The 26,021-nt window shown below is 73.3% G+C and carries 24 protein-coding genes; 15 read left to right on the top strand and 9 right to left on the bottom strand.

Annotated elements, in window-relative coordinates:
• Positions 1 to 49: 49 nt before the first annotated feature.
• Positions 50 to 1,882: an ATP-binding cassette domain-containing protein gene (locus ACZ5NH_RS03820; RefSeq protein WP_468773080.1), complete on the top strand. Its 1,833-nt coding sequence runs from the start codon at positions 50 to 52 to the stop codon at positions 1,880 to 1,882.
• Here ACZ5NH_RS03820 and ACZ5NH_RS03815 read toward each other — a convergent pair.
• Complete coding sequence (locus tag ACZ5NH_RS03815) at positions 1,812 to 2,420, bottom strand: LuxR C-terminal-related transcriptional regulator (RefSeq protein ID WP_468772834.1); 609 nt, start codon at positions 2,418 to 2,420, stop codon at positions 1,812 to 1,814. The genes ACZ5NH_RS03820 and ACZ5NH_RS03815 overlap by 71 nt on opposite strands.
• A 386-nt stretch (positions 2,421 to 2,806) precedes the next feature.
• Here ACZ5NH_RS03815 and ACZ5NH_RS03810 point away from each other — a divergent pair, with 386 nt between their 5' ends.
• On the top strand, positions 2,807 to 4,951 hold the full coding sequence (locus tag ACZ5NH_RS03810) for a PP2C family protein-serine/threonine phosphatase (RefSeq protein ID WP_468772833.1): 2,145 nt from the start codon (positions 2,807 to 2,809) through the stop codon (positions 4,949 to 4,951).
• A gap of 106 nt (positions 4,952 to 5,057) precedes the next feature.
• Here the strand turns inward: ACZ5NH_RS03810 and ACZ5NH_RS03805 are convergent, their stop codons facing one another.
• Positions 5,058 to 6,479, bottom strand: a complete 1,422-nt coding sequence (locus ACZ5NH_RS03805; RefSeq protein WP_468772832.1) for a S1 family peptidase — start codon at positions 6,477 to 6,479, stop codon at positions 5,058 to 5,060.
• 183 nt (positions 6,480 to 6,662) lie between these two features.
• Here ACZ5NH_RS03805 and ACZ5NH_RS03800 point away from each other — a divergent pair, with 183 nt between their 5' ends.
• From ACZ5NH_RS03800 to ACZ5NH_RS03780, 5 genes are all read left to right on the top strand, one after another.
• On the top strand, positions 6,663 to 7,076 hold the full coding sequence (locus ACZ5NH_RS03800; RefSeq protein WP_468772831.1) for a PaaI family thioesterase: 414 nt from the start codon (positions 6,663 to 6,665) through the stop codon (positions 7,074 to 7,076).
• 452 nt (positions 7,077 to 7,528) lie between these two features.
• Positions 7,529 to 7,744, top strand: a complete 216-nt coding sequence (locus ACZ5NH_RS03795) for a type A2 lantipeptide (protein WP_388625383.1) — start codon at positions 7,529 to 7,531, stop codon at positions 7,742 to 7,744.
• 101 nt (positions 7,745 to 7,845) lie between these two features.
• Complete coding sequence (locus tag ACZ5NH_RS03790; protein WP_388625381.1) at positions 7,846 to 8,652, top strand: HlyD family efflux transporter periplasmic adaptor subunit; 807 nt, start codon at positions 7,846 to 7,848, stop codon at positions 8,650 to 8,652.
• Complete coding sequence (locus ACZ5NH_RS03785; RefSeq protein WP_388625379.1) at positions 8,649 to 10,868, top strand: NHLP family bacteriocin export ABC transporter peptidase/permease/ATPase subunit; 2,220 nt, start codon at positions 8,649 to 8,651, stop codon at positions 10,866 to 10,868. The genes ACZ5NH_RS03790 and ACZ5NH_RS03785 overlap by 4 nt, the downstream gene beginning before the upstream one ends.
• A 1-nt stretch (position 10,869) precedes the next feature.
• Complete coding sequence (locus ACZ5NH_RS03780; protein ID WP_468772830.1) at positions 10,870 to 13,686, top strand: NHLP bacteriocin export ABC transporter permease/ATPase subunit; 2,817 nt, start codon at positions 10,870 to 10,872, stop codon at positions 13,684 to 13,686.
• 29 nt (positions 13,687 to 13,715) lie between these two features.
• On the opposite strand, the gene ACZ5NH_RS03775 is transcribed toward ACZ5NH_RS03780, so the two are convergent.
• Positions 13,716 to 14,546, bottom strand: coding sequence for a ribonuclease BN (locus ACZ5NH_RS03775; RefSeq protein WP_468772829.1), 831 nt, complete (start codon positions 14,544 to 14,546; stop codon positions 13,716 to 13,718).
• A 244-nt stretch (positions 14,547 to 14,790) separates the two neighbouring features.
• Here ACZ5NH_RS03775 and ACZ5NH_RS03770 point away from each other — a divergent pair, with 244 nt between their 5' ends.
• The gene (locus ACZ5NH_RS03770) at positions 14,791 to 15,837 is read left to right on the top strand and encodes an MGDG synthase family glycosyltransferase (RefSeq protein WP_468773079.1); all 1,047 of its coding nucleotides are present in this window, start codon (positions 14,791 to 14,793) and stop codon (positions 15,835 to 15,837) included.
• Positions 15,838 to 15,872: 35 nt separating this feature from the next.
• On the opposite strand, the gene ACZ5NH_RS03765 is transcribed toward ACZ5NH_RS03770, so the two are convergent.
• The 5 genes from ACZ5NH_RS03765 to ACZ5NH_RS03745 all read right to left on the bottom strand — a co-directional run bounded on the left by ACZ5NH_RS03765 (position 15,873) and on the right by ACZ5NH_RS03745 (position 19,845).
• Positions 15,873 to 16,610: a polysaccharide deacetylase family protein gene (locus ACZ5NH_RS03765; RefSeq protein WP_468772828.1), complete on the bottom strand. Its 738-nt coding sequence runs from the start codon at positions 16,608 to 16,610 to the stop codon at positions 15,873 to 15,875.
• 26 nt (positions 16,611 to 16,636) lie between these two features.
• Positions 16,637 to 17,572 (bottom strand): DMT family transporter, encoded by a 936-nt coding sequence (locus ACZ5NH_RS03760; RefSeq protein WP_388625370.1) that lies wholly within the window; start codon positions 17,570 to 17,572, stop codon positions 16,637 to 16,639.
• Positions 17,573 to 17,578: 6 nt separating this feature from the next.
• Positions 17,579 to 18,430, bottom strand: coding sequence for an SDR family NAD(P)-dependent oxidoreductase (locus ACZ5NH_RS03755; RefSeq protein ID WP_468772827.1), 852 nt, complete (start codon positions 18,428 to 18,430; stop codon positions 17,579 to 17,581).
• A gap of 538 nt (positions 18,431 to 18,968) precedes the next feature.
• Positions 18,969 to 19,496 carry an SRPBCC family protein gene (locus ACZ5NH_RS03750; RefSeq protein ID WP_468772826.1) on the bottom strand — a complete coding sequence of 176 codons (528 nt, stop codon included), beginning with the start codon at positions 19,494 to 19,496 and terminating at the stop codon, positions 18,969 to 18,971.
• Positions 19,497 to 19,524: 28 nt separating this feature from the next.
• Positions 19,525 to 19,845, bottom strand: coding sequence for an ArsR/SmtB family transcription factor (locus tag ACZ5NH_RS03745; protein WP_388625362.1), 321 nt, complete (start codon positions 19,843 to 19,845; stop codon positions 19,525 to 19,527).
• Between the two features lie 166 nt (positions 19,846 to 20,011).
• On the opposite strand from ACZ5NH_RS03745, the gene ACZ5NH_RS03740 reads away from it, so the two are divergent.
• From ACZ5NH_RS03740 to ACZ5NH_RS03715, 6 genes are all read left to right on the top strand, one after another.
• Positions 20,012 to 21,520: an MFS transporter gene (locus ACZ5NH_RS03740; protein WP_468772825.1), complete on the top strand. Its 1,509-nt coding sequence runs from the start codon at positions 20,012 to 20,014 to the stop codon at positions 21,518 to 21,520.
• A gap of 76 nt (positions 21,521 to 21,596) precedes the next feature.
• Positions 21,597 to 22,094 carry a methyltransferase family protein gene (locus ACZ5NH_RS03735; protein WP_468772824.1) on the top strand — a complete coding sequence of 166 codons (498 nt, stop codon included), beginning with the start codon at positions 21,597 to 21,599 and terminating at the stop codon, positions 22,092 to 22,094.
• A gap of 55 nt (positions 22,095 to 22,149) precedes the next feature.
• Complete coding sequence (locus ACZ5NH_RS03730; RefSeq protein ID WP_468772823.1) at positions 22,150 to 22,326, top strand: hypothetical protein; 177 nt, start codon at positions 22,150 to 22,152, stop codon at positions 22,324 to 22,326.
• A gap of 265 nt (positions 22,327 to 22,591) precedes the next feature.
• Positions 22,592 to 23,605 (top strand): iron-containing redox enzyme family protein, encoded by a 1,014-nt coding sequence (locus tag ACZ5NH_RS03725; RefSeq protein WP_468772822.1) that lies wholly within the window; start codon positions 22,592 to 22,594, stop codon positions 23,603 to 23,605.
• Positions 23,606 to 24,280 carry a HemK2/MTQ2 family protein methyltransferase gene (locus ACZ5NH_RS03720; protein ID WP_468772821.1) on the top strand — a complete coding sequence of 225 codons (675 nt, stop codon included), beginning with the start codon at positions 23,606 to 23,608 and terminating at the stop codon, positions 24,278 to 24,280. It abuts the gene before it with no gap.
• Positions 24,261 to 24,470 carry a CDGSH iron-sulfur domain-containing protein gene (locus tag ACZ5NH_RS03715; RefSeq protein ID WP_388625348.1) on the top strand — a complete coding sequence of 70 codons (210 nt, stop codon included), beginning with the start codon at positions 24,261 to 24,263 and terminating at the stop codon, positions 24,468 to 24,470. The genes ACZ5NH_RS03720 and ACZ5NH_RS03715 overlap by 20 nt, the downstream gene beginning before the upstream one ends.
• A 199-nt stretch (positions 24,471 to 24,669) precedes the next feature.
• On the opposite strand, the gene ACZ5NH_RS03710 is transcribed toward ACZ5NH_RS03715, so the two are convergent.
• Complete coding sequence (locus tag ACZ5NH_RS03710; RefSeq protein WP_468772820.1) at positions 24,670 to 25,104, bottom strand: protease inhibitor; 435 nt, start codon at positions 25,102 to 25,104, stop codon at positions 24,670 to 24,672.
• A gap of 335 nt (positions 25,105 to 25,439) precedes the next feature.
• Between ACZ5NH_RS03710 and ACZ5NH_RS03705 the strand changes: the two genes are divergently transcribed.
• Entirely contained in the window at positions 25,440 to 26,003 is a 564-nt protein-coding gene (locus ACZ5NH_RS03705; protein WP_468772819.1) for a hypothetical protein, read from the top strand.
• The last annotated feature ends 18 nt before the right edge of the window (positions 26,004 to 26,021 follow it).

Raw genomic sequence — 26,021 nt, 5'->3', positions numbered from 1 at the left:
GACGGACGTGCGTGACGAGGACCGCCCGCCTGGGGTGCACGGCAACCGGATGCGCGGGCCGGCCGAAGCCGACCCGGCGCGTGTGCGCAGCCAGGCATCCCGGTTTCTGCGGGCACGATGGCCGGTGCTGGTCCGGCTCGGCGCGTGGTCCGTGCTGGAGGCCGGGCAGACCTTCCTCGTCGGCTACGCCCTCGCCCGGGCGCTGGACGCCGGGTTCCTGGCCGGGAACGCGCGGGCCGGCCTGCTGTGGCTGGGGGCCGCGGGGCTCGCCGTGTGCGCCGGGGCGTACGGGACCGGGCGGGTGTACGGCGTGGTCGCGGCGCTGGTCGAACCGGCCCGGGACCGGCTGGTCACGACGGTGGTCGCGCGCGGGGTGCGGGAGGCGGACCCGGGTGCGCTGTCCGGGCTCACCCAGCAGGTGGAGCTGGCCCGGGACACGCTCGCCGGGGTGGTGATGGTGTCGCGTTCGTTCCTCTTCACCGCCGCCGGCGCCCTGATCGGCCTGTTCTCGCTGGCCCCGCTGCTGCTGGCGGTGGTCCTGCCCCCGTTGCTCGCCGGGGTGGCCCTGTTCGCCGTGACGCTCGGGCCGCTGGCCCGCCGTCAGGAGGCCTTCCTCGCCGCCGACGAGGCGCTGGCGCAGGCGCTGGGCGCCGTCTGCCCTGGACTGCGGGACGTCACGGCGGCCGGCGCCGAGGAACGGGTCGCCGCCACCCTCGCCGAGCGCACCGACGCGGAACTCCGGGCCGCCCGCGCCCTGTCCCGCTGGAGCGTGGCCCGCGTGGCCGCCCTGACGGTGGGCGGCGAACTCCCCGCGGTACTGCTCCTGCTCACGGCCCCCTGGCTGCTCGGCCACGGCGTCACCCCAGGCGCCCTGGTGGGCGCGCTCGCCTACGTCACCCAGTCCCTGCTGCCTGCTCTGCACAACCTGGTCCACGGCCTGGGCACGAGCGGTTCACGGCTCACAGTGGTCCTTCGCCGACTGACCGTCCATCGCCCTGAGGGGCGCGGGGCCGTGTTCCTCAGCGGCTCCGCCGCAGGGGGCGACCAGCCCCACGCAACCCGCCCCCGCCCAACGCCCGCACTCCCCCCTTCATCAGGCGCACACACCACCGCCCTGTTCCTGAGCTCCGTCACCTTCGCCTACGGCCAAGCCGGCGAACCCGTCCTCGACGACCTCGACCTCACCCTCCCCACCGGCGCCCACCTGGCCGTCGTAGGCCCCAGCGGCATCGGCAAGTCAACGCTCACCGCACTCATCGCCGGCCTGCTCACCCCACAGCACGGCACCATCCGGTCCTCCCCACCCGTCCTCATCCCGCAGGAGGCCTACGTCCACACCGGCACCCTCGCCGAGAACCTGACCCTCCACCGCTCGGACCGGGTGCCCGAGCCCGAACTCCTCGCCGCCGCCGACGCAGTCGGTCTGACCCCCCTGCTGAGACGACTGGGCGGACCCGAAACCCCCGTCGAACCAGCGGAGCTCTCCGCTGGGGAGTGCCAGCTCATCGCCCTCGCCCGCGCCTACCTCTCCCCCGCCCCGCTGGCCCTGCTGGACGAGGCGACCTGTCACCTCGACCCGGCGGCCGAGGCACGCGCCGAGCGGGCCTTCGCGGCACGCCCGGGCGGCACGCTGGTCGTCGTCGCCCACCGGATCAGCTCCGCCCGCCGCGCCGACCGGATCCTCGTCATGGACGGCGCGCGCACCGCCTGCGGCACCCACGCGGAGCTGCTCAGCACCTCGGCGCTGTACCGGGACCTGGCCGGCCGCTGGACGGGCCCGGCGCCGCTGCCCCGCCGGCCGGACCCGCCCCTCACACCCACCCCTCCCCACGTGATATCCGAATGGCGTCGACCCGGTTCCGCGCCCCGGTCTTACGGGTGATCGACGCCATGTAGTTGCGGACCGTCCCGTGGGACAGATGCAGGCTGCCGGCGATCTCCGCGATGGACGCGCCCCCGGCCGCCAGGGACAGCACGCTCAGTTCGCGTCGGGTCAGCGGCATCTGGGCCGCCTTGAGGAAACCGAAGCCCAGCGAGTCATCGACGAAACGTTCCCTCTTGGCGACGGACCGGATCGCGCGTACCAGCCGGTCCGGTGAGCCCGCCTTGTCCACGAAGCCGAGCGCGCCCGCCTCGGCGGCCCGCTTCAGCAGGCCCGGCCGGTCCGCCTGGGCCAGCACCACCAGCGCCGGCGGTCTGCCGCCGGTGCCGGGCGGGCACAGCTCGCCGAGCGGCGGCACGCCGTGGCCGTCGGCACAGTCCATGTCCGCCGCGCACACGTCCGGCGCCAGGGACCGCACCCGCGCGACGGCACTCCGCCACGGCGTGTCGTCCACGTCGAGACCGGGTTCCCGCCGCAGCCATTCGGCCAGCACCGATCGCACCAGACACGCGTCCTGCACCAGAAGTACCCGGATCACTGTCCGCCCCCTCGGATCGTCGTCGTAGGCCCGTTCTTCCGTTCCTCTTCGCCGCCGCCCGTGCCGTCGGGGTCCGCCGCCTCGTGCCCTGCGCGGTCCGCCACGATCCGTGCCGTGGCCCGGGCGCGGAAGGCGCGTGCCCATTCTTGGGGGCCGGTACCGTTCGCGGGCGCGGAGATCTGGCCATCAGGGTGCGCGGGGGCGCACGCGAGGCGCCCGTACGCCGCCCGCGCTTCCGCTGCAGGGGCTTGGCTGCGGCCGGACGGGGTATCCGAAGGCGCTTTATCCGGTGGTCCCCCGGAGCGCGGCCGGAGTGCTCGCCGTGCGCGGCGCGCCCTCACGAGGGAATCTTGTGCCCAGGATGCGCGACGCGGCCGTACGAGGAGGTGGTCGGCGTGTCCGATGGGCCGGTACCGCCACCGGCGGCCGAGGGGACACCGGCTGTCGATCCGGTGCTGTCGCTTGCGCTGGTGTCGATGATGCAGGAGGTGCACGCGCACGCCGGCGGGCTCTACCTGCTCAGGCCCGACGAGCCGGTCCTGGAGCTGGCGGTGCACGCGGGGATGCCCCGGGCGTTCGCGGCGCCGTGGGAGCGGGTCGGACGGTCCGCACCGATCCCGGTCGCCGACGCGGTGCGCGAGCGGCGGCTGGTGTGGGTGGGCGGCGAGGAGGAGATGGTCCGCCGCTATCCGCGGATCGCGGTGGTGCTGCCGTACCCGTTCGCGCTGGCCGCGCTGCCCGTGGCGACCGGGCGGCAGGTGTACGGCGCGGTGTTCGTGACCTTTCCGGGGGCGCACCCGCCGGAGCTGTCCGACTGGGAGCGGGACCATCTGTGGACGGCCTGCGAGCGGCTGGCGCTGCGGCTGGAGCGGGCCGCGGGGGAGGACGGGACGCTCGACCGCGGGGCGGAGGTGCTGACGGAGCCGATGACGGCCGTGGCGGACACGCTGGGCTCGGTGGAGGCGACACGGATGGTGTCCCGACTGCCGTACGGGCTGGTCTCGCTGGATCTGCACGGCCGGATCGCGTTCGTCAACACGGCCGCGGCCGAGCTGCTCGGCAGGCCGGCCGGGGAGATCCTGGGCACGCCGCTGTGGGCGTCGGTGCCCTGGCTGAACGACCCGATGTACGAGGACCGTTACCGGGGGGCGCTGATGAGCCAGCAGGCGACGTCGTTCGTGGCGATGCGCCCGCCGGGCGAGTGGCTGTCGTTCCGGATGTACCCGAGCACGACCGGGCTGAGCGTGCGGATCAGCCGGGCCAGGGCGGTGGCGGAGATGGCGCGCGGGCCGGCGCGGGCGGAGCCGCCCCCGCCCCGGCTGGTGACGATCTCCCAGGTCCTGAGCTTCGCGGGCGCGCTGACCGAGGCGGTCGGAGTGCAGGACGTGGTGCAACTCGTCTGGGACGAGGTGGCGCCGGCGGCCGGCAGCCAGGCGACGATGATCCTCGGCTCGCAGGGCGGGCGGCTGCACGTGCTGGGACATCGCGGCTACCCGGACCCGCACACCGTGGAGCGGTTCCACGGGCTGCCGCTGACCGAGCGGACCCCGGGCACCCAGGCGCTGAACAGCGGGGTGCCCGCGTTCTTCGAATCCCAGGAGGAGCTGGAACGGCTGTATCCGGGCCGGCACCAGCCCCCGGACGGCTTCGCGGCCTGGGCGTATCTGCCGCTGATCGCGTCAGGGCGGCCGGTGGGCACCTGTGTGCTCGCGTATGCCGAGCCGCATGTCTTCCCGGCCGACGAGCGGGCCGTACTGACGTCCCTGGGCGGCCTGATCGCGCAGGCGCTGGAGCGGGCCCGGCTCTACGACGCCAAGCACCGGCTCGCGCACGGGCTGCAGCAGGCCCTCCTGCCGAACTCGCTGGCGCCACCGCCCGGCATCGAGGCGGCCGCCCGCTATCTGCCGGCCACCCACGGCATGGAGATCGGCGGCGACTTCTACGACCTGGTACCGACGCTGCCGCTCACGGCCGCGGTGATCGGCGACGTCCAGGGGCACAACGTGACCGCGGCGGCCCTGATGGGGCAGATCCGCACCGGAGTGCGGGCGTACACCACGGTCGGGCAGGCCCCGCACGAGGTCATGAGCAGCACGAACCGGCTGCTGGTCGACCTCGGCACCGAGCTGTTCGCCAGCTGCCTGTATCTGCGGCTGGACCCGGCACGCGGGCAGGCCGTGATGGCGCGGGCCGGGCATCCGCCGCCGCTGCTCAGACGGCCGGACGGACGGGTGCGGGTGCTGGACCTGGCCGGGGGCCCGCTGCTCGGGATCGACCCGGACGCGGTGTATCCGACGACCGAGGTGTCCCTCGCGCCCGGCTCGGTGCTCGTCCTGTACACCGACGGCCTGGTGGAGACGCCCGATACCGACATCGAGGACGCGCTGGTCGTCCTCGGCGAACTGCTGTCGCAGGCCGGCGACCAGCCGCTGGAGAAGCTGGCGGACGAGGTGGTCCGGCACGGCGCGGCCGCGCGGGAGCGGGCGGACGACGTGGCGGTGCTGTTGCTGCGTGCGTGCGGCGGCGCATGACGGTCCGGCCCTCCCGCCGGAGGGCCGGACCGTTGCCCCGCCGGCCGGAACCGTGGGTGAGACCGGCGGGGCGATGGGGGTGGGCAGCGCCCTGAAAGGGCAGCGCTCAGCGTGTACTGGTCAACGACGAGCCGTCGTTCGCAGAGCCGTTGCCGGACTGGTCGCCGGAGCCCGCGCCGTTCCCGGACTGGTCGCCGGCCGAGGCGGAGGGGTCGGCCGAGCCGCCGCTCTGGTCGCCGCCCGCGCCGGCCGGGTCACTCGCCGAGGCCGACGGGTTCGCGGAGCCGGACTGGTCACCCGCGCCGGACTGGTCGCCCGCCGAGGCCGACGGGGCGGCGGATCCGGACTGGTCGCCCGCGCCGCCGGCGGCGCCTGCGCCGTTGCCGAGGGTCGCGCCGGTGGCCTGCAGGGCTGCGGTGACCGGCTGGAAGAAGGTCTCGCCGCCGCTGGTGCAGTCGCCGCTGCCGCCGGAGGTGAGGCCGACGGCGCCGCCGTCCTGCGTGAACAGGGAGCCGCCGCTGTCGCCGGGCTCGGCGCAGACGTTGGTCTGGATGAGGCCGTTGACGGTGTCGGTGCCGCCCGGGACGGTCTCGCTCGCGAAGTTGACGGTGGCGTCGAGGCCGGTGACCTGGCCGTTGTGCAGGCCGGTGGTGGAGCCCATGCGGAACACTGTCTCGCCGACGGTGGCGTCGGCGGCCTGGGTGATCTGCACGGTCTGGCCGTTGCCGGCGTTGACCGTGCTGGACGTCTGAGTGGTCTTGTCGTTGTACTTGACGAGCGAGAAGTCGTTGCCGGGGAACTTGGCCTGGTCCACGGTGGCGACGGGCTGGCCGTTCTGTGAGTCGGACCAGTCCTTGGCGGCGACTCCGCAGTGACCGGCCGTCAGGAAGGCGGGGCTGCCGTCGGAGGCGGTGACGTTGAAGCCGAGGGAGCAGCGGACACCGCCCTGCTGGGTCTGGGCGAAGATGGCGTCGCCGCCCGCGACGAAGGTCTTGAAGGTGCCGGCGGACTTCTGCAGCGTTGCCATGCCGGAGCCGAGGCTCTGCACGGTCGACTGCAGTCTGTTCCACTTGGCGCCGGTGACGGTGGAGTCGGCGGTGACGAGGATCTTGTTCGTGCGCGGGTCCACGGCCCAGGACGTCCCGGGGATCGTCGCCTTGGTCTTCAGCGTCGTGGCGGCGGCCTTGAGCTCGCGGGTGCTGTTGTTCACCTGGCGCGCGACCGCGCCCGCCTTCTTCACCTGCGCGATCACGTTGTTGTCGCCGCTGACCACGTTGACGACGAGTTGCTGCTTGCCGCTGTCGAAGTAAGACCCGGCGACGGCGTCACCGAGGACCTTCTGCAGTTGGGCGGCGAGGTTGGACGCCTGTGTGGCCTTCAGCGTCTTCGCCGTGCCGGTGGCTCCGGACGCCTGGTTCTTGTCCTGGGACGCGTTGGCGTTGGGCAGCAGAAGGGCCGCCGCTCCGAGCGCCGCGACACCGCCCACCGCTATCGCCGCCTTGCGCTTGGGCATTCGCTTGTGACTCAAACTTCTCGACCTCCTGGGGACGGGGGCCTGCCGCTTGCGGGCAGTTCGTATCGGGGCGCCTGGATGGCCGTACGTACGCACCGGCCGTGCGGTGTGTTCAATTCCGTTTCCCAACGGCCGTGTCGGACGGGCGAATCGGCCATGCTCCGCGTGCCGTCGCGAAGAGCCGGGAACAACCCCCGTATGACGCTGACCCCCGCCGAAGCGGACAAGATCCTCTCCGCCCACTTCGCCCCCTGGGTGCTCGATCTCGGGCTCGCCGTCGAGGCGGTGGGCGAGGACCGGGCCGTGCTGCGACTGCCCTGGTCGGAGCGGCTGGCCCGGGAGGGCGGCGGCCTGTCGGGGCAGGCGCTGATGGCGGCCGCCGACACGGCGACGGTGATCGCGGTGTCCGCCGCCCGGGGCGCTTTCGTGCCGATGACGACGGTTCAGCAGTCGACGTCGTTCCAGCGGGCGGTGACCGGTTCGGATGTCCGGATCGAAGCGGTCCTGACGAAGCTGGGCCGCCGGATGGCGTTCGCGGACATCACCCTGAGCGACACGGATTCGGGCGCGCTCGCGGCCCGGGCGAGCACGGTGTACGCACTTTTGGACTGACACGCTCCGCTACCGATCAGTAACGGTCCGTTCCCCACTCAATGTGGAATCCCCGCTTCAGGGAATCTGCACATTGAATACTCAACCAAGTCACTGTCGGCCGGGGATCTGCACATCCGCGCGCCCCCCGGCACTCCTTTGGCGCGGAGTGCCGGATTCGCGGTCCGGCGGGCAAGCCTTCGCGCGCGACGATGCCGTGTGGCATGTGAAGGAGTCGCCGACATGCCGTGCACACACCTGCACGGATGGCGCCCTCCCCCAGCCAAGTCCCCTGGTGAGAGCCCTGATTGATTGGAAGCGCCCCCTGCCTGCGTGCTTTGATCAATCACACCGCGGGGGTCGCGGCGGGCTCCCGGCGACGGGGGCCCGGCGCCCGCGGTCGCGGCCGTCCGTCTGTCCCCAGAGGGGGCCGCTCCCCCTTGTGAAATATCCATACGAAGGGAAGTTCCATCATGAACTCCACCCCCCAGGTCGAGACCGTCGAGATCTCGGACACCGAGCTGGACAACGTCTCCGGCGGTCTGTCCGTGAACACCCTCAACAGCGTGACCGGCGCCGTGAACGGCGTCGCCCCGGTCTCCGGTGCGGTCACCACCGCCGTCGGTACCGTCGAGGGTGTCACCGGTCTGAACGTTCAGCCGGTCACCGACCTGGTCGCCGGTCTCTGATCGCACCTCGTCGCATCGAAGGTCCCGGAGCCGCCCCCCGGCTCCGGGGCTCATCGATGCCCTGAAACACCCGCGTCTCTCCCACAGGTGAGGGAAGTTCCGTGCAGTTCCGCCAACAGGCCCTCGCCAAGCTCCAGTCGCCGGAGGAGCTGGACCTTCCGGTGCGGCTGGCCCGCCCCCAGGGCTGGCTCGCCCTCGGCGTCACCGTCGTCGTCATGGCGGCGGCCTCCGTCTGGGCGGTGACCGGTTCGGTCGCCTCCACGGTGAGCGCACCGGCCATCCTCACCCACGGACAGGGCAGTTATCTGCTGCAGAGCCCGGTCTCCGGCCAGGTCACGGCCGTCCTCGCCCAGCAGGGCGAGCGGTTGCCCGCGAATGCCCCGGTCCTCAAGGTCCGTACGAGCCAGGGCGACTCGGTGGTCCGTACGGTCGCCGCGGGCCGCGTCACCGCGCTCGCCGCCACCATCGGGCAGATCATCCAGACCGGCACCAATGTCGCCGCGGTGGAGAAGGTCGCCCACGCCTCCGACCCGCTGTACGCCACCGTGTACGTGCCCGCAGAGAACGCCGCCGCCATCCCGGCACACGCCTCCGTCGACCTCACGGTCTCCTCGGTGCCCACGCAGACCTACGGCGTGCTGCGCGGCCGGGTGAAGTCGGTGGACCGCACCGCGCAGTCCGCGCAGTCGATCTCCGCGTTCCTCGGCGACAGCCAGCTCGGGCAGCAGTTCACCGGCAAGGGGCGCCCGGTGGCCGTACTGGTGGCGCTGGACAAGTCGCAGTCCACCAAGAGCGGTTACCGCTGGTCCACCACCGACGGGCCGCCGTTCCGGCTCGACTCCATGACGCTCGCCTCCGGTTCGATCAGGCTGGCCGACCAGCACCCCGTCGATTGGCTGCTCCCGTGACCGCCACCCAGGAACGCGGCCGCAGACGCGCCGCCCCGGCCAAGCGGCCGGTCCCCAAGCCCCGTGGCGGCACGGTCCGTACGCCCACCGTCCTCCAGATGGAGGCCGTCGAGTGCGGCGCCGCCTCCCTCGCCATGGTCCTCGGCCACTACGGCCGGCACGTCCCGCTGGAGGAGCTGCGCATCGCCTGCGGTGTCTCCCGCGACGGCTCGCGTGCCTCCAACCTGCTGAAGGCGGCCCGCAGTTACGGCCTGACGGCCAAGGGCATGCAGATGGACCTGGCCGCCCTCGCCGAGGTACAGGCGCCGGCCGTGCTGTTCTGGGAGTTCAACCACTACGTCGTCTTCGACGGCATGGGCCGCCGCTTCGGCCGGCGCGGCGTGTACATCAACGACCCCGCCAAGGGCCGCCGTTTCGTGCCCATGGAGGAGTTCGACGGCAGTTTCACCGGCGTGGTCCTGGTGATGGAACCGGGCGACGGCTTCAGCAAGGGCGGGCGCAAGCCTGGCGTGCTCGGTGCGATGCCGGCCCGGCTGCGCGGCACCGCCGGCACCCTGCCCGCCGCCGTCCTGGCGAGCCTGCTGCTGGTCGCGGTCGGCGCCGCGGTGCCGGCGCTCAGCCGCACCTACATCGACACGTTCCTCATCGGCGGCCGGACCTCCCTGCTGGGCGTGCTGTTCGCCTCCATGGGCACCTGCGTCCTGCTCACCCTGGTACTGACCTGGCTCCAGCAGGCCAACCTGCTGCACGGCCGGATCATCTCCTCCACCCTCTCCAGCGCCCGCTTCCTGCGCCATCTGCTGCGGCTGCCGGTGACGTTCTTCGCCCAGCGCTCCCCCGCCGACCTGGTGCAGCGCCTGCAGTCCAACGACCAGGTGGCCGAGACCCTGGCCCGCGACCTGGCGGCGGCCGGCGTGGACGCGATCGTCGTCGTCCTGTACGCCGTCCTGCTCTACACCTACGACCCGCAGCTGACGTTCGTCGGCATCGGCGTCGCCCTGTTCAACGTGGTGGCGATGCGGCTGGTCGTACGGCTGCGCGCGACCCGTACGGCGAAGCTGCGCGCGGACACGGCGCGGCTCACCAACACGTCGTACACCGGTCTTCAGCTGATCGAGACGATGAAGGCGACCGGCGGCGAGGACGGCTTCTTCCGCAAGTGGGCCGGTCAGCACGCCACCACCCTGGAGGAGCAGCAGCGGCTCGGGGTGCCGAGCGCCTGGCTCGGGGTGGTCGCGCCGACGCTCGCCACGTTCAACAGCGCGCTGATCCTGTGGATCGGCGGACTGCGCGCGGTCGAGGGCCACATCTCGGTGGGTCTGCTGGTCGCCTTCCAGGCGCTGGTCACCCGCTTCACCGCGCCCCTCACCCGGCTCAACGGTGTCGCGGGCCGTATCCAGGACTTCGCGGCCGACGTGGCCCGGCTGAAGGACGTGGAGAACTTCCAGGCCGACCCGCTCTACGCCCGCCGGGGCAGCGGCGACTCCACGCGCCGGCTGCAGGGGCACGTCCAGCTGGAGAACGTCACCTTCGGCTACAGCCCGCTGGACAAGCCCCTGCTGAGCGGCTTCGACCTGACCGTGGGACCGGGTGAGCAGGTGGCGCTGGTCGGCGGTTCCGGCAGCGGCAAGTCCACGGTGTCCCGGCTGATCTCGGGCCTGTACGCCCCGTGGGACGGGGTGATCCGCATCGACGGCCGCCGCCTCGAGGACATCCCGCGCGGCGCGCTCGCCGCCTCCGTCTCCTTCGTCGACCAGGACGTGTTCCTCTTCGAGGGCTCGGTCCGCGACAACGTGGCGCTGTGGGACCCGTCGATCCCGGACGAGGCCGTGGTGGAGGCGCTGAAGGACGCGGCCCTGTACGACGTGGTGATGCGCCGGCCCGGCGGCATCCACAGCAAGGTCGAGCAGGACGGCCACAACTTCTCCGGCGGCCAGCGGCAACGGCTCGAAATCGCCCGGGCCCTGGTGCGCAGGCCGAGCATCCTCGTCCTGGACGAGGTGACCAGCGCGCTGGACGCGGAGACCGAACTGATCGTGATGGACAACCTGCGCCGGCGCGGCTGCGCCTGTGTGGTGATCGCGCACCGGCTGAGCACGGTCCGCGACAGCGACGAGATCGTGGTGCTCCAGCACGGCACGGTCGTGGAGCGCGGGCGGCACGAGGAGCTGGTGGCGCACGGTGGCGCGTACGCCGCGCTGGTCAGGGAGCGATGAGATGACGACCGTCGGCGAAGGCGACCTCGTTCTCGGTGCGCTGGGGTCCATGGGCACCCGCATCGACTGCGCCGGGTTCAACCGGCTGGACCTGGAAAGCCCGCAGCTGCTGTGGCTGGTCGCGGCCGGCGCCCTGGACCTGTTCGCGGTGGACGCCGTCCAGCAGGGCCACTGGCACCACCTGGGCCGGCTGGAGGCGGGCGCGCTGCTGCTCGGCCCGGTCGCGGGCCCCCAGCACACCCTGGTGGCCCGCCCGGTCCGGGACTGCGTGGTGCACCGGATCAATCTGCGCGAGCTGTACCAGCCGGCGAACACCCAGACCTGGTCGTACGACGAGTACGGCAACCCCCAGTACGTGCCGCCCGCCACCAGCCCGCTGGAGTACGCGGTCGCGCTCGGCGTCGGCCGCGGCCTGTCCGTGCTGTTCCAGGCGCCGATGGCGGAGGACCGGGCGGCCGCACCGACCGACGACGACGTGTTCTGGATGCAGGTGCCGCCGGGCAGCGTCCAGTACGGCTCGCTGTACGGCGCGGAGGCCGTCGCCGACCTGCTGATGGACCCGGCGCTGTGGCAGACCATGGTCGACCAGCAGTACCGGCTGCTGACCGCGCTGGACCGGTGGATCGAGCAGCTGGAGCGCACCCACGAGACGCGTACGGCCGCCGGGATCAAGGCCGGTGAGGCGGTGCGCGCCCAGGCCGACCGGACCCTGCTGGCCGCCATCGGCAAGCGCTCGGCCCGCCGGGCGACGGCCGCCGACGCCGACGCCGGTTACGCGGCCTGCAAGCTGGTCGCCGAGGCGGCCGGGATCACCCTCGCCGAGCCCGCGCAGAGCGGCACCGAGAGCGAACGCCTCGACCCGGTCGAACGGGTGGCGCTCGCCTCCCGGGTGCGTACGCGGGCCGTACGGCTGCAGGGGCGCTGGTGGCGGGAGAACGTGGGCCCGCTGGTCGGGCACCGGGCGCTGTCGGGGGCGCCGGTCGCGCTGCTGTGGCGGCGCGGCGGGTATGTGGCCGTGCACCCCGGCACCGGACGCGAGACGCCGATCGAGAAGGCGAACGCGGAGGAGTTCGAGCCGCGCGCGGTGATGTTCTACCGGCCACTGCCCGACAAGGGGCTCTCGCCGTTCGGCCTGCTGCGGTTCAGTCTCCAGGGCACCCGCGGCGACCTGACGGGTCTGCTCCTCGCGGGCCTGGTGACGGTGGCGATCGGCGCGCTGGTGCCGGTCGCCACCGGCAAGGTGCTCGGCGAGTTCGTGCCGAGGGCGCAGACGGGCCTGATCGTCCAGATGTGTCTGGCCGTGATGGTGAGCGGGGTGGTCGCGGCGGCGTTCACCCTGCTGGAGAACCTCTCCATCCTGCGTCTGGAGGGCCGGATCGAGGCCGCGCTCCAGCCCGCCGTCTGGGACCGGATGCTGCGCCTGCCGACCCGGTTCTTCACCCAGCGCTCCACCGGCGAACTCGCCAGTGCCGCGATGGGCATCAGCGCGATCCGCCGGCTGCTGGCGGGCGTCGGCCCGGTGGTCGCCCAGTCGGTGACCGTCGGCGCGATGAACCTGGGCCTGCTGTTCTGGTACAGCCCGTCGATGGCCCTGGCGGCGCTCGGCATGCTCGTCGTCATCGGGGCCGTGTTCCTGGGGCTGGGGCTGTGGCAGGTGCGCTGGCAGCGGAAGCTGACGGTCCTCGGCAACAAGCTCAACAACCAGGCCTTCCAGACCCTGCGCGGCCTGCCCAAGCTGCGGGTGGCGGCGGCCGAGAACTACGCGTACGCCGCCTGGGCGCGGGAGTTCGCGCGCAGCCGGGAGCTGCAGCAGAAGGTCGGCCGGATCAAGAACCTCACCACGGTGCTCGGCGGGATCTATCTGCCGGTGTGCACGCTGCTGATGTTCATGCTGCTGGCCGGTCCGGCGAAGGGCGCGATGTCGGCGGCGGACTTCCTCACCTTCAACACCTCGGTGACGATGGTGCTGACCTCAGTCACCCAGCTGACCGGCTCCTTCGTGTCGGCCGTGGCGGCGCTGCCGCTGTTCGAGGAGATCAAGCCGGTCTTCGAGGCGACCCCCGAGGTGCGCACGTCGAGTACCCGTCCGGGTCCGCTGTCCGGCGCGATCGAGGCCCGGCGGCTGTCCTTCCGGTACACCGACGACGGCCCGCTGGTCCTGGACGACGTCTCCTTCGCCGTACGGCCGGGCGAGTTCGTGGCGATCGTCGGCCCGAGCGGCTGTGGCAAGTCCACCCTGCTCCGCCTCCTCATCGGCTTCGACAAGCCGGTCTCCGGAAGTGTCCTGTACGACGGCCAGGACCTCGCGGCGCTCGACCAGTCGGCCGTGCGCCGCCAGTGCGGGGTGGTGCTCCAGCACGCGCAGCCGTTCACCGGTTCCATCCTGGACGTCATCTGCGGCGCCGAGCCGTACACGCCGGAGGAGGCGATGGCGGCGGCCGAGATGGCGGGGCTCGCGGAGGACATCAAGCGGATGCCGATGGGACTGCACACGATCGTGGCCGGCAACGGCGCGATCTCTGGCGGTCAGCGGCAGCGGCTGATGATCGCGCAGGCCCTGATCCGGCGCCCGCGCATCCTGTTCTTCGACGAGGCCACCAGTGCCCTGGACAACGACACGCAGCGCATCGTCATCGACAGCACCCGCAAGCTGAACGCCACCCGTGTCGTCATCGCGCACCGGCTGTCGACGGTCCTGGACGCCGACCGGGTGGTCGTGATGGAGGACGGCAAGGTCGTCCAGCAGGGCGCACCGGCGGACCTGCTCGCGGACACCACGGGCCGGCTGCACGAGCTGGTGCGCCGGCAGCTGACGTAGCGTCCGCCGCGACCGGCCGCGGGGAGGGTTCAGTACTTCCCCCGGCGCGGTTCCCGCTCCTCGTCTCCCCCGTCGTCGTGGTGCGGCGTCCAGTGGTGTTCGGTGAACCAGCGGCCGAACAGGGCTCCGCCGTAGATGACGAACCCGACGCCGATCAGCCAGGACTCGACCACGAGGACGGTGCCGACGGCGCCGTAGCTCAGCGCGTTGGTGACGATGAGAGGGGTGAAGACGAGGTAGGAGAAGGCCCGCAGGCCGGCCAGGCCGAGGACGGTGGCGAGCGCGCCGGGCAGCAGGGAGCGCCAGTTGACCTGGCCGCCCAGCAGGAAGCGCTGCCCCCACCAGAAGAAGGCGATGCCGCTCGCCGCGGACAGCGCGATCCGCTGGCCGCCGTGCAGCGCGTCCTTGGTCGCCACCTCCTGGTAGAGGTAGGCGGTGAGCGCCACCAGCCAGGTCGCCTGCCGCCAGACCCGGTGCCAGGGGCCGGGAGGCACGGTCCAGATCCGTTCGTAGGCGTTCTGCACGCTGCCGCCGAAGGACACGCCGAAGACGGCCAGCAGGACACCACCCCAGACGCTGGTGGTGCCGATGACGTTGCGGGGCGGGCTGATGACGTCGGTGACCACTCGGGCGGACCGGCCGGACAGGCCCATGCCGTCGGTGAGCCACGAGGCGAATCCGCCCCGCACCAGGGGATCGGCGGCGGCGACCACGATCAGCAGCGGCGCCAGCGTCACCAGCGCCAGGGTGGCGAACCCCATGGCCCGGTGCATCAGTTCCAGCTCGCGGCCGCGCTCGACCAGGGCCCCGACCCTGAGCCACTCCCAAGCGCGGTGCAGGCCGCGCCGCCACCACCTCACGGCTCCTCCCGTGCTCGCCGCGCACACGCTGTCCTGAGCCGATTCATCCACCCCGGCGGGTTCGGGGCAACTTGCGGTGATGCCGTGTCGTGGGTCCGCGGTCCGGCGACACGGCGGCGGAGTGACCGGTTTGCGGGCGGCCTCCACCGGAGAATCGGACCCCGTGCGTACTCCTGCCGAGGTGCCCTCCCCGCCGCCGGCCCCGCCGGGCGGTCGGCGGCGACCGCTGATCCTGAGCGCGAGCATGGGCGCGGGTCACGACACCGTGGCCGCCGAACTGGCGCGGCGCGCCGCGGCGCACGGACACGAGCCGCAGGTGGCCGACGTCCTGAGCCTGCTGCCGTACGGCCTGGGCGGCGGGCTGCGCCGCTCCTACCAGGCGTCGGTACGGCACTTCCCGTGGGCGTACGCCGGCGTCTACGGCGCGTTCCTGCGGGGCGGCGGGGGGCCACGCCCGAGCGGGGTGCCGCTGGCCCGGCTCGCCGCCGCCGGGCTGACGGAGCTCGTGGAGCGGCTGGACGCCGATGTGGTGGTGTCCGTCTTCCATCTGGCCGCCCAGCTCACCGGTCATCTCCGGGCCCGGGGGCGGCTGCGGGTGCCGAGCGCGGTGTTCCTGGTCGACTTCGCCGTGCACCGGCAGTGGCTGCATCCCGGCAACGACCGGTATCTGTGCCTGACGGACGGGGCGGCGGCCGAGGTGCGCAGGGCCCTGGGCACCCCGGCCGTGACGACCGGCCCGGCGGTCGCGCCCGAATTCCGCGCACCGGCGCCCGGGGCGGCGCGGTGGCGGGGGCGTTTCGCCGGCGAGGCGCCCGGCCGGCCGGCGGTCCTGCTCTCGGCGGGCGCCTGGGGCGCGGCGCACCGCCCGGACACCACCGCCCGGCTGCTGGCGGGGGCCGGCTATCTGCCGGTGGTGCTGTGCGGGCGCAACGCGCGGCTGCGGGCGCGGGTGTCCCGGGTGCCGGGAGTGCTGGCCCTGGACTGGGTGGACGACATGCCCGGGCTGCTGTCCGCCGCGTACGCCCTGGTGGACAACGCGGCCGGCCAGACCGCCGTACAGGCCCTGGCCGCCGGTCTGCCCGTGATCGGCTACCGGCCGCTGCCCGGCCATGGGGTGGACGGCGTCCGCCGGATGGCCGGCCTCGGCGTGTCGGAACTGGCCCCGGACGGCCCCGCATTGCTGACGGCCCTGGCCCGGCTCCCCGAGGGCAGCCCCGAGCGAACGCAACGGCTGTCCCGGGGGCGGGCACTGTTCCGGGGCGATCCGATGGCCGACGTGGCGTGGTTGTGACGGGGCGGGGGCGCCGGCGCCTCCTCGGCCTTTGCTCAGCAGCGTGCCCCGTGGTCGCGCAAGGGGCCGACCGAGAGGCCGGCCTCCTGGCAGTCCGCGACCAGGTCCGGCAGCGCGCCGAGGGCCGAGCGCCAGCAGTCGGGGGCCGCGAGCCGGTCGGAGTCGTGCAGCAGGACGGTGCCGCCGCCGCGCAGGTCCGCCGCGACCAGGGCCCGTACCGACGCGGGGGTGGCCTCGGCCGTCCAGTCCCTGCCCCACGCCGACCAGAGCACCGGCCGCAGCCCGGCCCGCCGTGCGGCCAGCCAGCGTCCGGAGGTGAGGATCCCGTACGGCGGGCGGTACCACCGCGGGCGGTGGCCGGAGACCTCGTGCAGGGCGTGGACGGTCCGGGCGACCTCGGCCGCGTCCCGGGCAGGTGCGGGGCGCCAGGGACGGTCGTGCGTCCAGCCGTGCACGGCCAGTTCGTGTCCGCGCCGGGCGGTCTCCCGGACCAGCGCGGGATGGCGCACCACGTTCTCGCCGAGCACGAAGAACGTGGCCCGCACGCCGAGGTCGTCCAGCACGTCGAGGAAGCGGGGCGTCGACCGCGGGTCGGGACCGTCGTCGAAGGTCAGCGCGACGTGCCGGCGGCGGCCGGTGCCGGAGAGCCGCGGGAACAGCAGCAGCCGCACCCCGGGCAGCCAGGTGGCCGCCGGTCCGATGTGCGCGGCGGCGACGGCGGCCGGCAGCAGGACGGCCGCGGTCCGCCATGGACGGCCGCACATGGGGGACATGGCCCACCCGCCTTCCGTTCGTGTCCTCATCGGTGCGTCCGGTGCAGACGCCTCCCGGTCTCCTTCCCGTCCCGGGACCGCGTGTCCCACTCCCGTCCCACGGTCGGTGCCCGGGCCAGTCCGATGCTGCCCGCCCCGATCAGCGCGACGCCGAGCGCCTCCGGCAGCATCCGCAGCCCGAGGTGGATCGCCTCGGCGAACAGCACCCAGCCGAGGACGACGCTGGTGAGCGCGTCGCCCAGGGTGAGGGCGGGCTGGGAGGCCGTGAGCGATCCGGCGCCCAGCGCGCTCTGCAGCAGCAGGAAGGCCACGAGTCCGGCGCCGGCCGTGGCGTACGGCGACCAGTGGGTGAACATCGCGGCGGGCCCGTGTCCGAGCCGCCCCACGGCCTCCTTGAGCAGCGCGGCGGTGGCGGCGAAGCACACGGCGGAGGCGAGGCCGAACAGCGCGGCCCGGAGCGCGCCCTTCGTCGGACGGGCGGCGGCCACGAGGAGCACGACCAGGCCGAGCGCCCCGCCGCCGCCCAGCAGCCAGGCCCGCGGCGGCGCGGTCGGCCGGCCCGCGCCCGGGGCCGCCGCCAGCAGGAACAGGGCCAGCCCGGCGGCGAGGGCGACGAAGGCGAGCCAGGTCCACAGGGCGGGGCGGCGCCGGAAGACGACACCACCCACCAGGAGAGTGAACAGCAGCTCGGTGGCGAGCAGCGGCTGGACCAGGGAGAGGCTGCCCACGGCCAGCGCCCCGGCCTGCAGCAGCCCCGAGACCGCCAGCAGCGCGGCGCCCGCGAGCCAGTACGGGCGCCGCAGCAGCCGGGCGAGCCGGCGCACGGCCGGTCCCGCGCCGCGGCCGCCGTCGGCCCCGTCCTCCTCGGACCGCTCCTGCACTGCGGCCCGGCGCTGCAGCACGGACGCGGACGCGTTGGTCAGGGCCGCGAGCAGCGCGAGCAGCACCGTGACGGTGAGCATGGCCGGTCACCCGAAGCGGGCGGCGAGCCACCGGTAGAGCCCGGGCGCGACGCCGCGCACCTGGGCGGGGTACCGCAGCCAGCCGGGGACGTACACCTCGTCCCTGCCGTGCCGGACGGCGGCCCAGACGGCGTCCGCCACCCGCTCGGCCGGCACCGGGCGCGGCCATACCCGCGTGTAGGGCGCGCCCCGGCGCTCGAAGAACGGCGTGTCGACCGCGCCGGGGATGACCAGGGTCACGCCCACCCCGGTGCGGCGCAGCTCGTAGCGCAGGGCGTCGGCGAAGGCAGCGAGGGCGGCCTTCGCGGCGGAGTACACGGCCTCGCCGCGCACGCCCACGCTGCCCGCCACGGACCCGATGAGCACGATGCGTCCGGAGCCGGCCGCGACCATGTGGGGCAGCAGGCCGCGCACGAGGTGCAGGGTGGCCAGCAGGTCGACGCCGACGATCTCGTCGATGCGCGCGTGCGGCATGCCGGTGAAGTCCCCGGCCCAGCCCAGGCCGGCGCACGCCACCAGCAGGTCGAGGCGGCCGGTGTGGTCCAGGACCAGATCGGTGAGCAGACGGCCGGCGCCCGGCCGGGTCAGGTCCGCCGGCACGGCCAGGGCGTCGAGCGGGGCGGCCACCTGCTCCAGGCGGGTGGCGTCCCGCCCGTTCAGCACCAGCCGCCAGCCTCCCTCGGCGGCGAGCCGGCGGGCGACGACGGCACCTATGCCCGAGGAGGCGCCCGTCACCAGGGCGGTGCCGCCCCGGGCGGCCCGGTTCCCGGCGGATCCGAGGACGGAGCCCGCGTCCGGGACGGTCGCGATCGGCCCGGCGCGTTTCGACGGTCCTGCGGGGGGCGGGGCGTGGGACATGGTGACGACCTCACTGCGACATGTGGGCACGGGCTCGCGAACTCCGGGGCCGAACCTTCGCGGTGTATCCAGGGCGCCACACACTGAAACAACGCGCACGGCGGAGTCCGGCCGAACGCGTGCCGCCGGTGTACGGACGGGGCCCGGGTCGCCGGGTGGTGCGTCCGGGACGATCATGGGTTGCGGGGAACGAAGGGGGGCAGGACCGGGGGCGTAGGGCCGACGTCACGACCGTACGCCGGGACGTCCCCGACAGCCCAGTCGTGGAGCCCGGCCCGACCTCCGGCGCCGGCCGGCATCGGGCGAGCACGCCCCGGACGGCGGTTGCCTGCGCGATGCGACCGAGGAGTTCTCGGTGCCGAGAGACAGGCGGGTGAGTTGCGGGCCCGGTGCGCCTGAGCGAGCGCCGGGAGCCCGCGGTCCTGGTGCGCCCGGACGGCCATCCGGGCGTACGAATGTCCCCGGCCAGGCAGCCCAGCCCCGCACGTCGTCCGCGGACCTGAGCCGGGTGTTCGTGAGCCGGCCGGCGGGGCGCCCGTCAGTCCAGGCCCGGCACGGGCGCGCCGGAGGGCACGCCGGCGCCGAGGTAGGCGTCGTAGAACTCCTTCCAGGCCGGGCTCACCCCGGCGTGCGCGCCCTCGAAGCGCTCGCTGCGCGTCTTGGCGTCGAGGGCGGCGAGGCACACCTCCCAGCCGGCGCCGTTGCGGGCGGCGGTGTTCGCCTCCCTGAGGACGTTGGTGAGCGTGAACCGGGTGCGCCCTTCGCCGACGGCCTCCAGGTCGAAGTGGAGTTCGTCGCCGCCCCATGCGAAGGACAGGTGCCGGGGCGGGTCGACGGCGAGCACACGGCCGGTGGACTCGGGCATGTTCGGGTCGCCGCTGAAGCGGATGGTGCCACCGGGGCGCAGCTCCATCTCGGCGCGGGAGGGGAACCACTGGGCCAGTTCGTCCGGATCGGTGACGAACCGCCAGACGCGGTCCGCCGGGTGGTCGTAGGTGCGGCTGAAGCGGACGGCGGGGCGGCCGTCCTGAAGGGTCAGATAGGTGCCGGTGAGGTCGACGGGCATGGTGCGTCAAGTCCTTCGCTGGGAGGTGTCACATGTCGTCCGACGTCTCGTCGAGGCGCCGGCCCAGGGCGTCCAGGCTGCGGTTCCACAGCCGGCGGTAGGGCGCCAGCCAGGCGTCGAGGGCGGCGATGGGTGCCGGGTCGAGGGCGTAGACGCGGCGCTGCGCGTCCTGCCGGACCCGGACCAGGCCCGCCTTCCGGAGGACCTTCAGATGCTTGGAGGTGCTCGGCTGGCTCAGCCCACAGGCCTCGACGATCTCCCCGACGGACCGGGGACGCTCCAGCAGGAGCGCGACGATGGCCCGCCGGTGCGGGTCGGCCAGGGCGGACCAGAGCGCTGTGTCGGACATGGGCTCTAATATGCGTTGCTAGTTATATGCCAGTCAAGGAATAGACGGAAGAGAAACGTTGCCGTTTCGCCAGGCGCGCCGTAGGCTCGACGTGTACGAAACAGTTTCGTTTAGGGCTGTTCGCCTTCCCGTATCCCGAACGACTTGCCCTGGAGTGGCTTTCCCCATGCCCCAGAAGACCCTGGCCGAGGGCTCCCGAGCAGGAGCCGCCGCGATCGAGCACGGCGGCGCCGCGTCGCCGAAGCGGTGGTGGATCCTCGCGGTCATCGCCCTCGCCCAGCTGATGGTCGTCCTCGACGCCACGATCGTGAACATCGCCCTGCCCTCCGCCCAGACGGACCTCGGCTTCTCCGACGGCAACCGGCAGTGGATCGTGACGGCGTACGCCCTCGCCTTCGCCTCCCTGCTGCTGCTCGGCGGCCGGATCGCCGACCTGTTCGGCCGCAAGCCCGCCTTCCTCGTCGGCGTCGTCGGCTTCGCCGCGGCCTCCGCGCTCGGCGGCGCCGCGAACGGCTTCACCATGCTGGTCGTCGCCCGGGCCCTGCAGGGTGCCTTCGGCGCGCTCCTCGCGCCCGCCGCGCTGTCGCTGCTCAACACCACGTTCACCGACGCCCGGGAACGGGCCCGCGCCTTCAGCGTGTACGGCGCGATCGCCGGCGCCGGCGGTGCCGTGGGCCTGCTGCTCGGCGGTGTGCTGACCGACGCGCTCGACTGGCGCTGGACCCTGTACGTGAACGTGGCCATCGCGGTCGTCGCCTTCGCGGGCGGCTGGATCCTGCTGGGCAACCACCGCGACGCGGCCAACGCCAAGCTGGACGTGCCGGGCACCGTCCTCGTGGCCGCCGGTCTGTTCTCCCTCGTCTACGGCTTCTCCAACGCCGAGACCCGCCCCTGGGGTTCGCCGCTGACCTGGGGCTTCCTGATCGCGGGCGGTCTGCTGCTGGCGGCCTTCGCCTGGTGGCAGACCCGGGCCGCGCATCCGCTGCTGCCGCTGCGCATCCTGCTCGACCGCGACCGCGCGGCCTCCTTCGTCGCGGTGCTGATCACCGGCGCGGGCATGTTCGGCGTGTTCCTCTTCCTGACCTACTACCTCCAGCTCAACCTCGGCTTCAGCCCGACGAAGACCGGTGTGGCGTTCCTGCCCATGGTCGGTGCGCTGATGGTCACGGCCCAGCTGGGCACCACGGTCCTGCTGCCCCGGATCGGCCCGAAGGCGGTCATCCCGCTGGGCTTCGCCGTCGCCACGGCCGGCATGGCCTGGCTGACCGGCATCGGCCTCGGCTCGCACTACCTGAGCGCGGTGCTCCCGCAGCTGATCGTGATCGGCGTGGGCCTGGGCCTGGTCATGCCGACGGCCATGCAGCTGGCCACCGGCGGGGTCGCGGCCGAGGACGCGGGTGTGGCCTCCGCGACCGTCAACGCCATGCAGCAGGTGGGCGGTTCGATCGGCACGGCACTGCTGAACACCCTCGCCGCGAGCGCCGCCACCGACTACCTCTCCGGCCGGGACGCCACCAGCAAGCCGGTGCGGGCACAGGCGACGATCGAGAGCTACACGACCGCCTTCTGGTGGTCGGCGGGCTTCTTCGCCGCGGGCACGGTGCTCGCCTTCCTGTTCTACCGGCGCGGAGTGCCGCAGCAGGACGCGGGCGCCGCACCGGTCGTCCACATGTGACGGCCACGCGCCATCCGGCCCGAGGGGCCGCCGTCAGCAGGGAGACGGCGGCCCCTCGCCCTGGCATGGTGGGGTTGTGCGCAAGGCGTCGGCGGCGCTCGGCAGCGCCCTGTTCCTCGTCCTCGTCTCGGGCAGCGCGGCCGTGCTGGTGCCGTGGTGGCTGACCGGTGGCTGGCGGGCCGGCCACTGGTGGCCGCCGCTGCGGCTGCTCGGTCTGCTGCCCTTGGCGGCCGGTGCCGTCGTCATACTGGCGGCCTTCACCCGGTTCGCCCTGGAGGGGCTCGGCACGCCGGCGCCGGTCGCGCCGCCCGTGCGGCTGGTGGTGAGCGGCCCCTACCGGTACGTGCGCAATCCGATCTACGTCGCGATGATCGCCGTACTCATCGGGCAGGGTCTGCTGCTCGCCCGGCCGGTGCTCTTCGGTTATGCCGCCGGCGCCTGGGTGCTGACCTGGGCGTTCGTCCGCTGGTACGAGGAACCGGGACTGGTGCGACGGTTCGGCGCCGAGTACGAGCGCTACTGTCGTGCGGTGCCGGCCTGGCGGCCCCGGCGCACTCCCTGGCAGAGCGCTTGAGACGCCGTCGGCGGGTAACTCAGCGATCAGGGGTACGGCGGCGGAAGGAGAGGCCATGACCAGCGAAGAAGACGAGCAGGAGCGCAAGGAACAGTTCGACACCGCCCTGCAGGAAGTGCTCCGGGAGGTGGAGGAGGCCGAGAAGCGCGACGAGGACAGGGCCGCCGGCGGCGAGGCCGGGGACGTCATCACACCGAACACCGAGGCGCAGGAGCAGGCGGACGGGGACTGAGGAGACCGGCCGGGAACCGGCCGTAGCTCGGGGGGCGGCACACATGTGCCCCAGGCCGGCACACATGCGCCCCAGGCGTGGCCACGGCTCGTGCGCGCCGACGGCGGAGCCACACCGGAGATCTTCCCGGGCCGAACGACCGCCGGTGTCCGTCCCGGCGCCCGGCCACCACCGGCAGCCGTCCCGCGACCGAACCGCCACCCGCAGCCGTCCCCGGGGCGGCACGGCCCGCCGTGCCCTCCCGGGGCCTGGGTACCCGGTACTCATGAACAGCCATGATCGCGGGCCCCGGCTGCCCCCGCCCCGAGGCCCCCTCTCCGCCGCGGTCGCCGCCCGCCTGCGCGGCGCAGGACCGCTCCCGCGCCCCGCCGAGGCCGAGGAGGCGGATACCTACGGTGACGACCCGCAACTCGCCCTGTACCTGTGCTACGAGCTGCACTACCGGGGCTTCGCCGGCGTCGGCCCCGAGGCCGAATGGGATCCGGACCTGCTGCGTGTCCGCGCCGCGCTGGAGCGCCGCTTCCTGTCCGCGCTGCGCGCCGACGCGCCGGGCCACGACAGCCTCGACGACGCCCTCGCCGCGCTGCTGGTCGAACCGGTCGAGGGCAGCGGGGTCAGCCATTTCCTTTGTGCCGAGGGCGAGTTGTGGCAGCTGCGCGAGTACGCCGCCCAGCGCTCGCTGTACCACCTGAAGGAGGCCGACCCGCACGCCTGGGTGCTGCCTCGGCTGTGGGGCCGGGCCAAGGCGGGGATGGCGGCGGTGGAGTTCGACGAGTTCGGCGGCGGCCGGGCCGACAGGGTGCACGCGCGCCTGTTCGCCGCACTGATGCAGGACCTGGGCCTGGACAGCGCCTACGGCCGGTATCTGGACGCGGCCCGCGCGGAGATGCTCGCCGTAGTCAACCTGATGTCCCTGTTCGGCCTGCACCGCGGGTTGCGCGGCGCGCTGGTGGGCCACTTCGCCGACGTGGAGATCACCTCCTCACCGGCCTCCCGGCGGCTCGCCGAGGCCATGCGCCGCACCGGCGCCGGCCCCGCGGCGGAGTTCTTCTACGACGAGCATGTCGAGGCGGACGCCGTCCACGAACAGGTCGTACGCCATCAGGTGATCGGCGGGCTGCTCGCCGAGGAGCCGGAACTCGCGGCGGACGTGACCTTCGGGATCGATGCCACCGAGTATCTGGAGGACCGGCTGGCGCGGCGGCTGCTCGCCGACTGGCGCGCCGGGCGCTCGTCCCTGCGCACACCCCTGACGCCGCAGGTGTCCCATACATCCTGAATGTCGGGGTACTCGCGCGGTGTGATCGCTGTGGTGCTTCCGGGCGTGTACGCCCCGCAGGACGACACGGAGTTGCTGGCCGAGTCCCTCCGCGAGGAGGCCCCGGCGCCCGGCGCCCGGGTGCTCGACGTCGGCACCGGCAGCGGGGCGCTGGCCCTGGAGGCGGCCCGGCACGGCGCCGAGGTGACCGCGGTGGACGTGTCCCGGCTGGCGGTGTGGACGGTACGGATGAACGCCTGGCTGACCCGGCTGCCGGTGCGGATCCGGCGCGGCAACCTCTTCGGACCGGTCCGGGGCCGCACGTACGACCTCATCCTCGCGAACCCGCCGTACGTCCCCGCACCCGATGCCGGACGCGGGCCGCGCGGCCGGGCCCGGGCCTGGGACGCGGGCCAAGACGGCAGGCAGGTGCTGGACCGGATCTGCCGGGACGCGCCCGCACTGCTGCGCCCCGGAGGCGTGCTGCTGGTCGTGCAGTCCGCGCTCAGCGATCCCGAACGCACCCTGCAACTGCTGCGCGCCGCACGCCTGAAGGCCTCGGTGGTCCGGCGTCGCTGGATCCCCTTCGGTCCGGTGCTGCGCTCGCGGGAGGACTGGCTGCGCCGGTGCGGTCTGCTCGCTCCGGTCGCACAGGAGGAGGAGTTGGTGGTCGTCCGTGCCGAACGAACGGGCTGACCGGGCCCGCCGGATCACGGTGCGGCGGCAGGGGCCGCTGCTCGTGGAGGGGCCGGTGGAGGTCGAGTTGGAGGACGGCACCACGGTGTCCTCGGACCGTTTCCTGGTCGCTCTGTGTACCTGCCGGCGCAGTCGCCGTTATCCCTGGTGCGACACGAGTCACCGGCGCAAGACCAAGGACAGCGGTTGAAACCGGCTGTTTTTCGCCGCTCCCCGGGAAAGGCCCCCCACGGGCCCGCCCGGGGAGCGGCTGTGTGCCCGGAAGCCGGCGGGCGGCCCCACTCCGCCCGTCGGTTCCGGTACGAGATCGCAGGTTCCCCGCTCCAGGGGCCGCACTCCCCGGTTGCGGACCTGTTCCGGCCTGTGCGGGGTCCGTTGCGATCCCGGTCCTAGAAGGCGAAGACGCCGCCGCCCACGGAGTCCCGCACGCATGTGTTGCCGAAGGTGCGCTCGTAGGAGACGCGCTTGCCCTGCCAGACGCCCTGGACGGTGACGACGACCGGGTCGTACAGCTTGTTGCACCACACGTCGCCGGCGGCCTTCAGGGCGTCGAAGTCGCCGCCCGTGCCGCGCAGTTCGGCGCAGGCCGCGGCCGCTGCCGGGTGGGTGCCGGAGGCCGTCGGGGCGCAGGTCAGGGTGACGGCGCGCTCCGGGGTGGCCGTGGCCGCGTCGTTGCCGTGGCCGGTGGTGAGGACCAGCGCCGAGGGGGCGTAGAGCGACGACGGGGCGGCGTCCGGTGCAGCGACGGCGGCCCCGGTCAGGGGTCCGCAAACGGCGGCGGCCGTGAGGCCGAGTGCCGCTGCCCAGCGCGCGGTGTTCCGCATTGTATGCATCCTTCCGCTCGGATAGATGGTTGCCGGCTCCGACCCGGTGGGCGCCGGAGCGGCGAGCGCCACTCTGCCGAGTCCGCCGCCGAAACACACATCGAACCCACCGCTTTCAGTAACCTTGCGTGTTGAAACAGTGGCGTGAAGTTACGGAAATGGAAGCCCCTGACCGCGCAACTGAGCGGTTCTTGATCGCAGAGAGCGGTCACATGGCCGAAAACCACCGACTCGTTAATCGGCCTGAAACATTCCGGGTTCGCCGTGAGTGAAAGCTTTCACGACGCCTTCACGACTCCTTGTGTTCATGAAGGTGTCCGCGTAACGCTGATTACATGATTACAGCAGAGCAGAAGGAGAAGCTGCGCGGCTGGTTCGCCGGCCGTCTGCCGGACGGTCTCTTCGAGGAACTGGTGGAGGTCACCGCCGACCGCGAGGAGATCACGGTGATCGGCCGCGTCCCCGAGCCCCGGCTCGCCGAGGGCGCCTCGGACGCCGAGCGGGAGGCCGCACTGCGCGCCCGGATCCAGGAGTTCCGCGAGCGCACCCGCGAGGACCGGATGGAGGTGGCCCGGGAGGCCGAGCACCTGTTCCGCCGCAAGGTCTCCTGGGGCGTGGTGTGCGGTCCGGAGCGTGCCCTGTTCACCCATGTCGCCGCGCCGGTCATGACCCGGCTGCGCCAGCCGGAGCGTCTGGTGCTGGACACCCTCATCGCCGGGGGCGTCGCCCGCAGCCGCAGTGACGCCCTCGCCTGGTGCGTGCGCCTGGTCCAGCGCCACACCGAGGACTGGCTGACCGAGCTGCGCGAGTCGCTGGAACACGTCCAGCGGGTACGGGCGCAGGGACCCGACGCGGAGGAGGTGGCCGATTCCTCCACTGACGACGGCGAAGATGGATGAATCGTCCTCTGGCAGGGG

The sequence above is a fragment of the Streptomyces sp. NPDC031426 genome, assembly GCF_055581585.1.
Note: the sequence above shows the minus strand (reverse complement) of the source record. Positions and strands in the feature narration are given on the sequence as shown.

Bases quoted from the DNA above. Each gene is read 5' to 3' on its own strand.
- ACZ5NH_RS03820 (WP_468773080.1), top strand. From the start codon at position 50: ATGCGCGGGCCGGCCGAAGCCGACCCGGCGCGTGTGCGCAGCCAGGCA.
- ACZ5NH_RS03800 (WP_468772831.1), top strand. From the start codon at position 6,663: ATGACGCTGACCCCCGCCGAAGCGGACAAGATCCTCTCCGCCCACTTC.
- ACZ5NH_RS03795 (WP_388625383.1), top strand. From the start codon at position 7,529: ATGAACTCCACCCCCCAGGTCGAGACCGTCGAGATCTCGGACACCGAG.
- ACZ5NH_RS03780 (WP_468772830.1), top strand. From the start codon at position 10,870: ATGACGACCGTCGGCGAAGGCGACCTCGTTCTCGGTGCGCTGGGGTCC.
- ACZ5NH_RS03770 (WP_468773079.1), top strand. From the start codon at position 14,791: ATGGGCGCGGGTCACGACACCGTGGCCGCCGAACTGGCGCGGCGCGCC.
- ACZ5NH_RS03765 (WP_468772828.1), bottom strand. From the start codon at position 16,610: ATGTCCCCCATGTGCGGCCGTCCATGGCGGACCGCGGCCGTCCTGCTG.
- ACZ5NH_RS03760 (WP_388625370.1), bottom strand. From the start codon at position 17,572: ATGCTCACCGTCACGGTGCTGCTCGCGCTGCTCGCGGCCCTGACCAAC.
- ACZ5NH_RS03755 (WP_468772827.1), bottom strand. From the start codon at position 18,430: ATGTCCCACGCCCCGCCCCCCGCAGGACCGTCGAAACGCGCCGGGCCG.
- ACZ5NH_RS03750 (WP_468772826.1), bottom strand. From the start codon at position 19,496: ATGCCCGTCGACCTCACCGGCACCTATCTGACCCTTCAGGACGGCCGC.
- ACZ5NH_RS03745 (WP_388625362.1), bottom strand. From the start codon at position 19,845: ATGTCCGACACAGCGCTCTGGTCCGCCCTGGCCGACCCGCACCGGCGG.
- ACZ5NH_RS03740 (WP_468772825.1), top strand. From the start codon at position 20,012: ATGCCCCAGAAGACCCTGGCCGAGGGCTCCCGAGCAGGAGCCGCCGCG.
- ACZ5NH_RS03730 (WP_468772823.1), top strand. From the start codon at position 22,150: ATGACCAGCGAAGAAGACGAGCAGGAGCGCAAGGAACAGTTCGACACC.
- ACZ5NH_RS03725 (WP_468772822.1), top strand. From the start codon at position 22,592: ATGAACAGCCATGATCGCGGGCCCCGGCTGCCCCCGCCCCGAGGCCCC.
- ACZ5NH_RS03720 (WP_468772821.1), top strand. From the start codon at position 23,606: ATGTCGGGGTACTCGCGCGGTGTGATCGCTGTGGTGCTTCCGGGCGTG.
- ACZ5NH_RS03710 (WP_468772820.1), bottom strand. From the start codon at position 25,104: ATGCGGAACACCGCGCGCTGGGCAGCGGCACTCGGCCTCACGGCCGCC.
- ACZ5NH_RS03705 (WP_468772819.1), top strand. From the start codon at position 25,440: ATGATTACAGCAGAGCAGAAGGAGAAGCTGCGCGGCTGGTTCGCCGGC.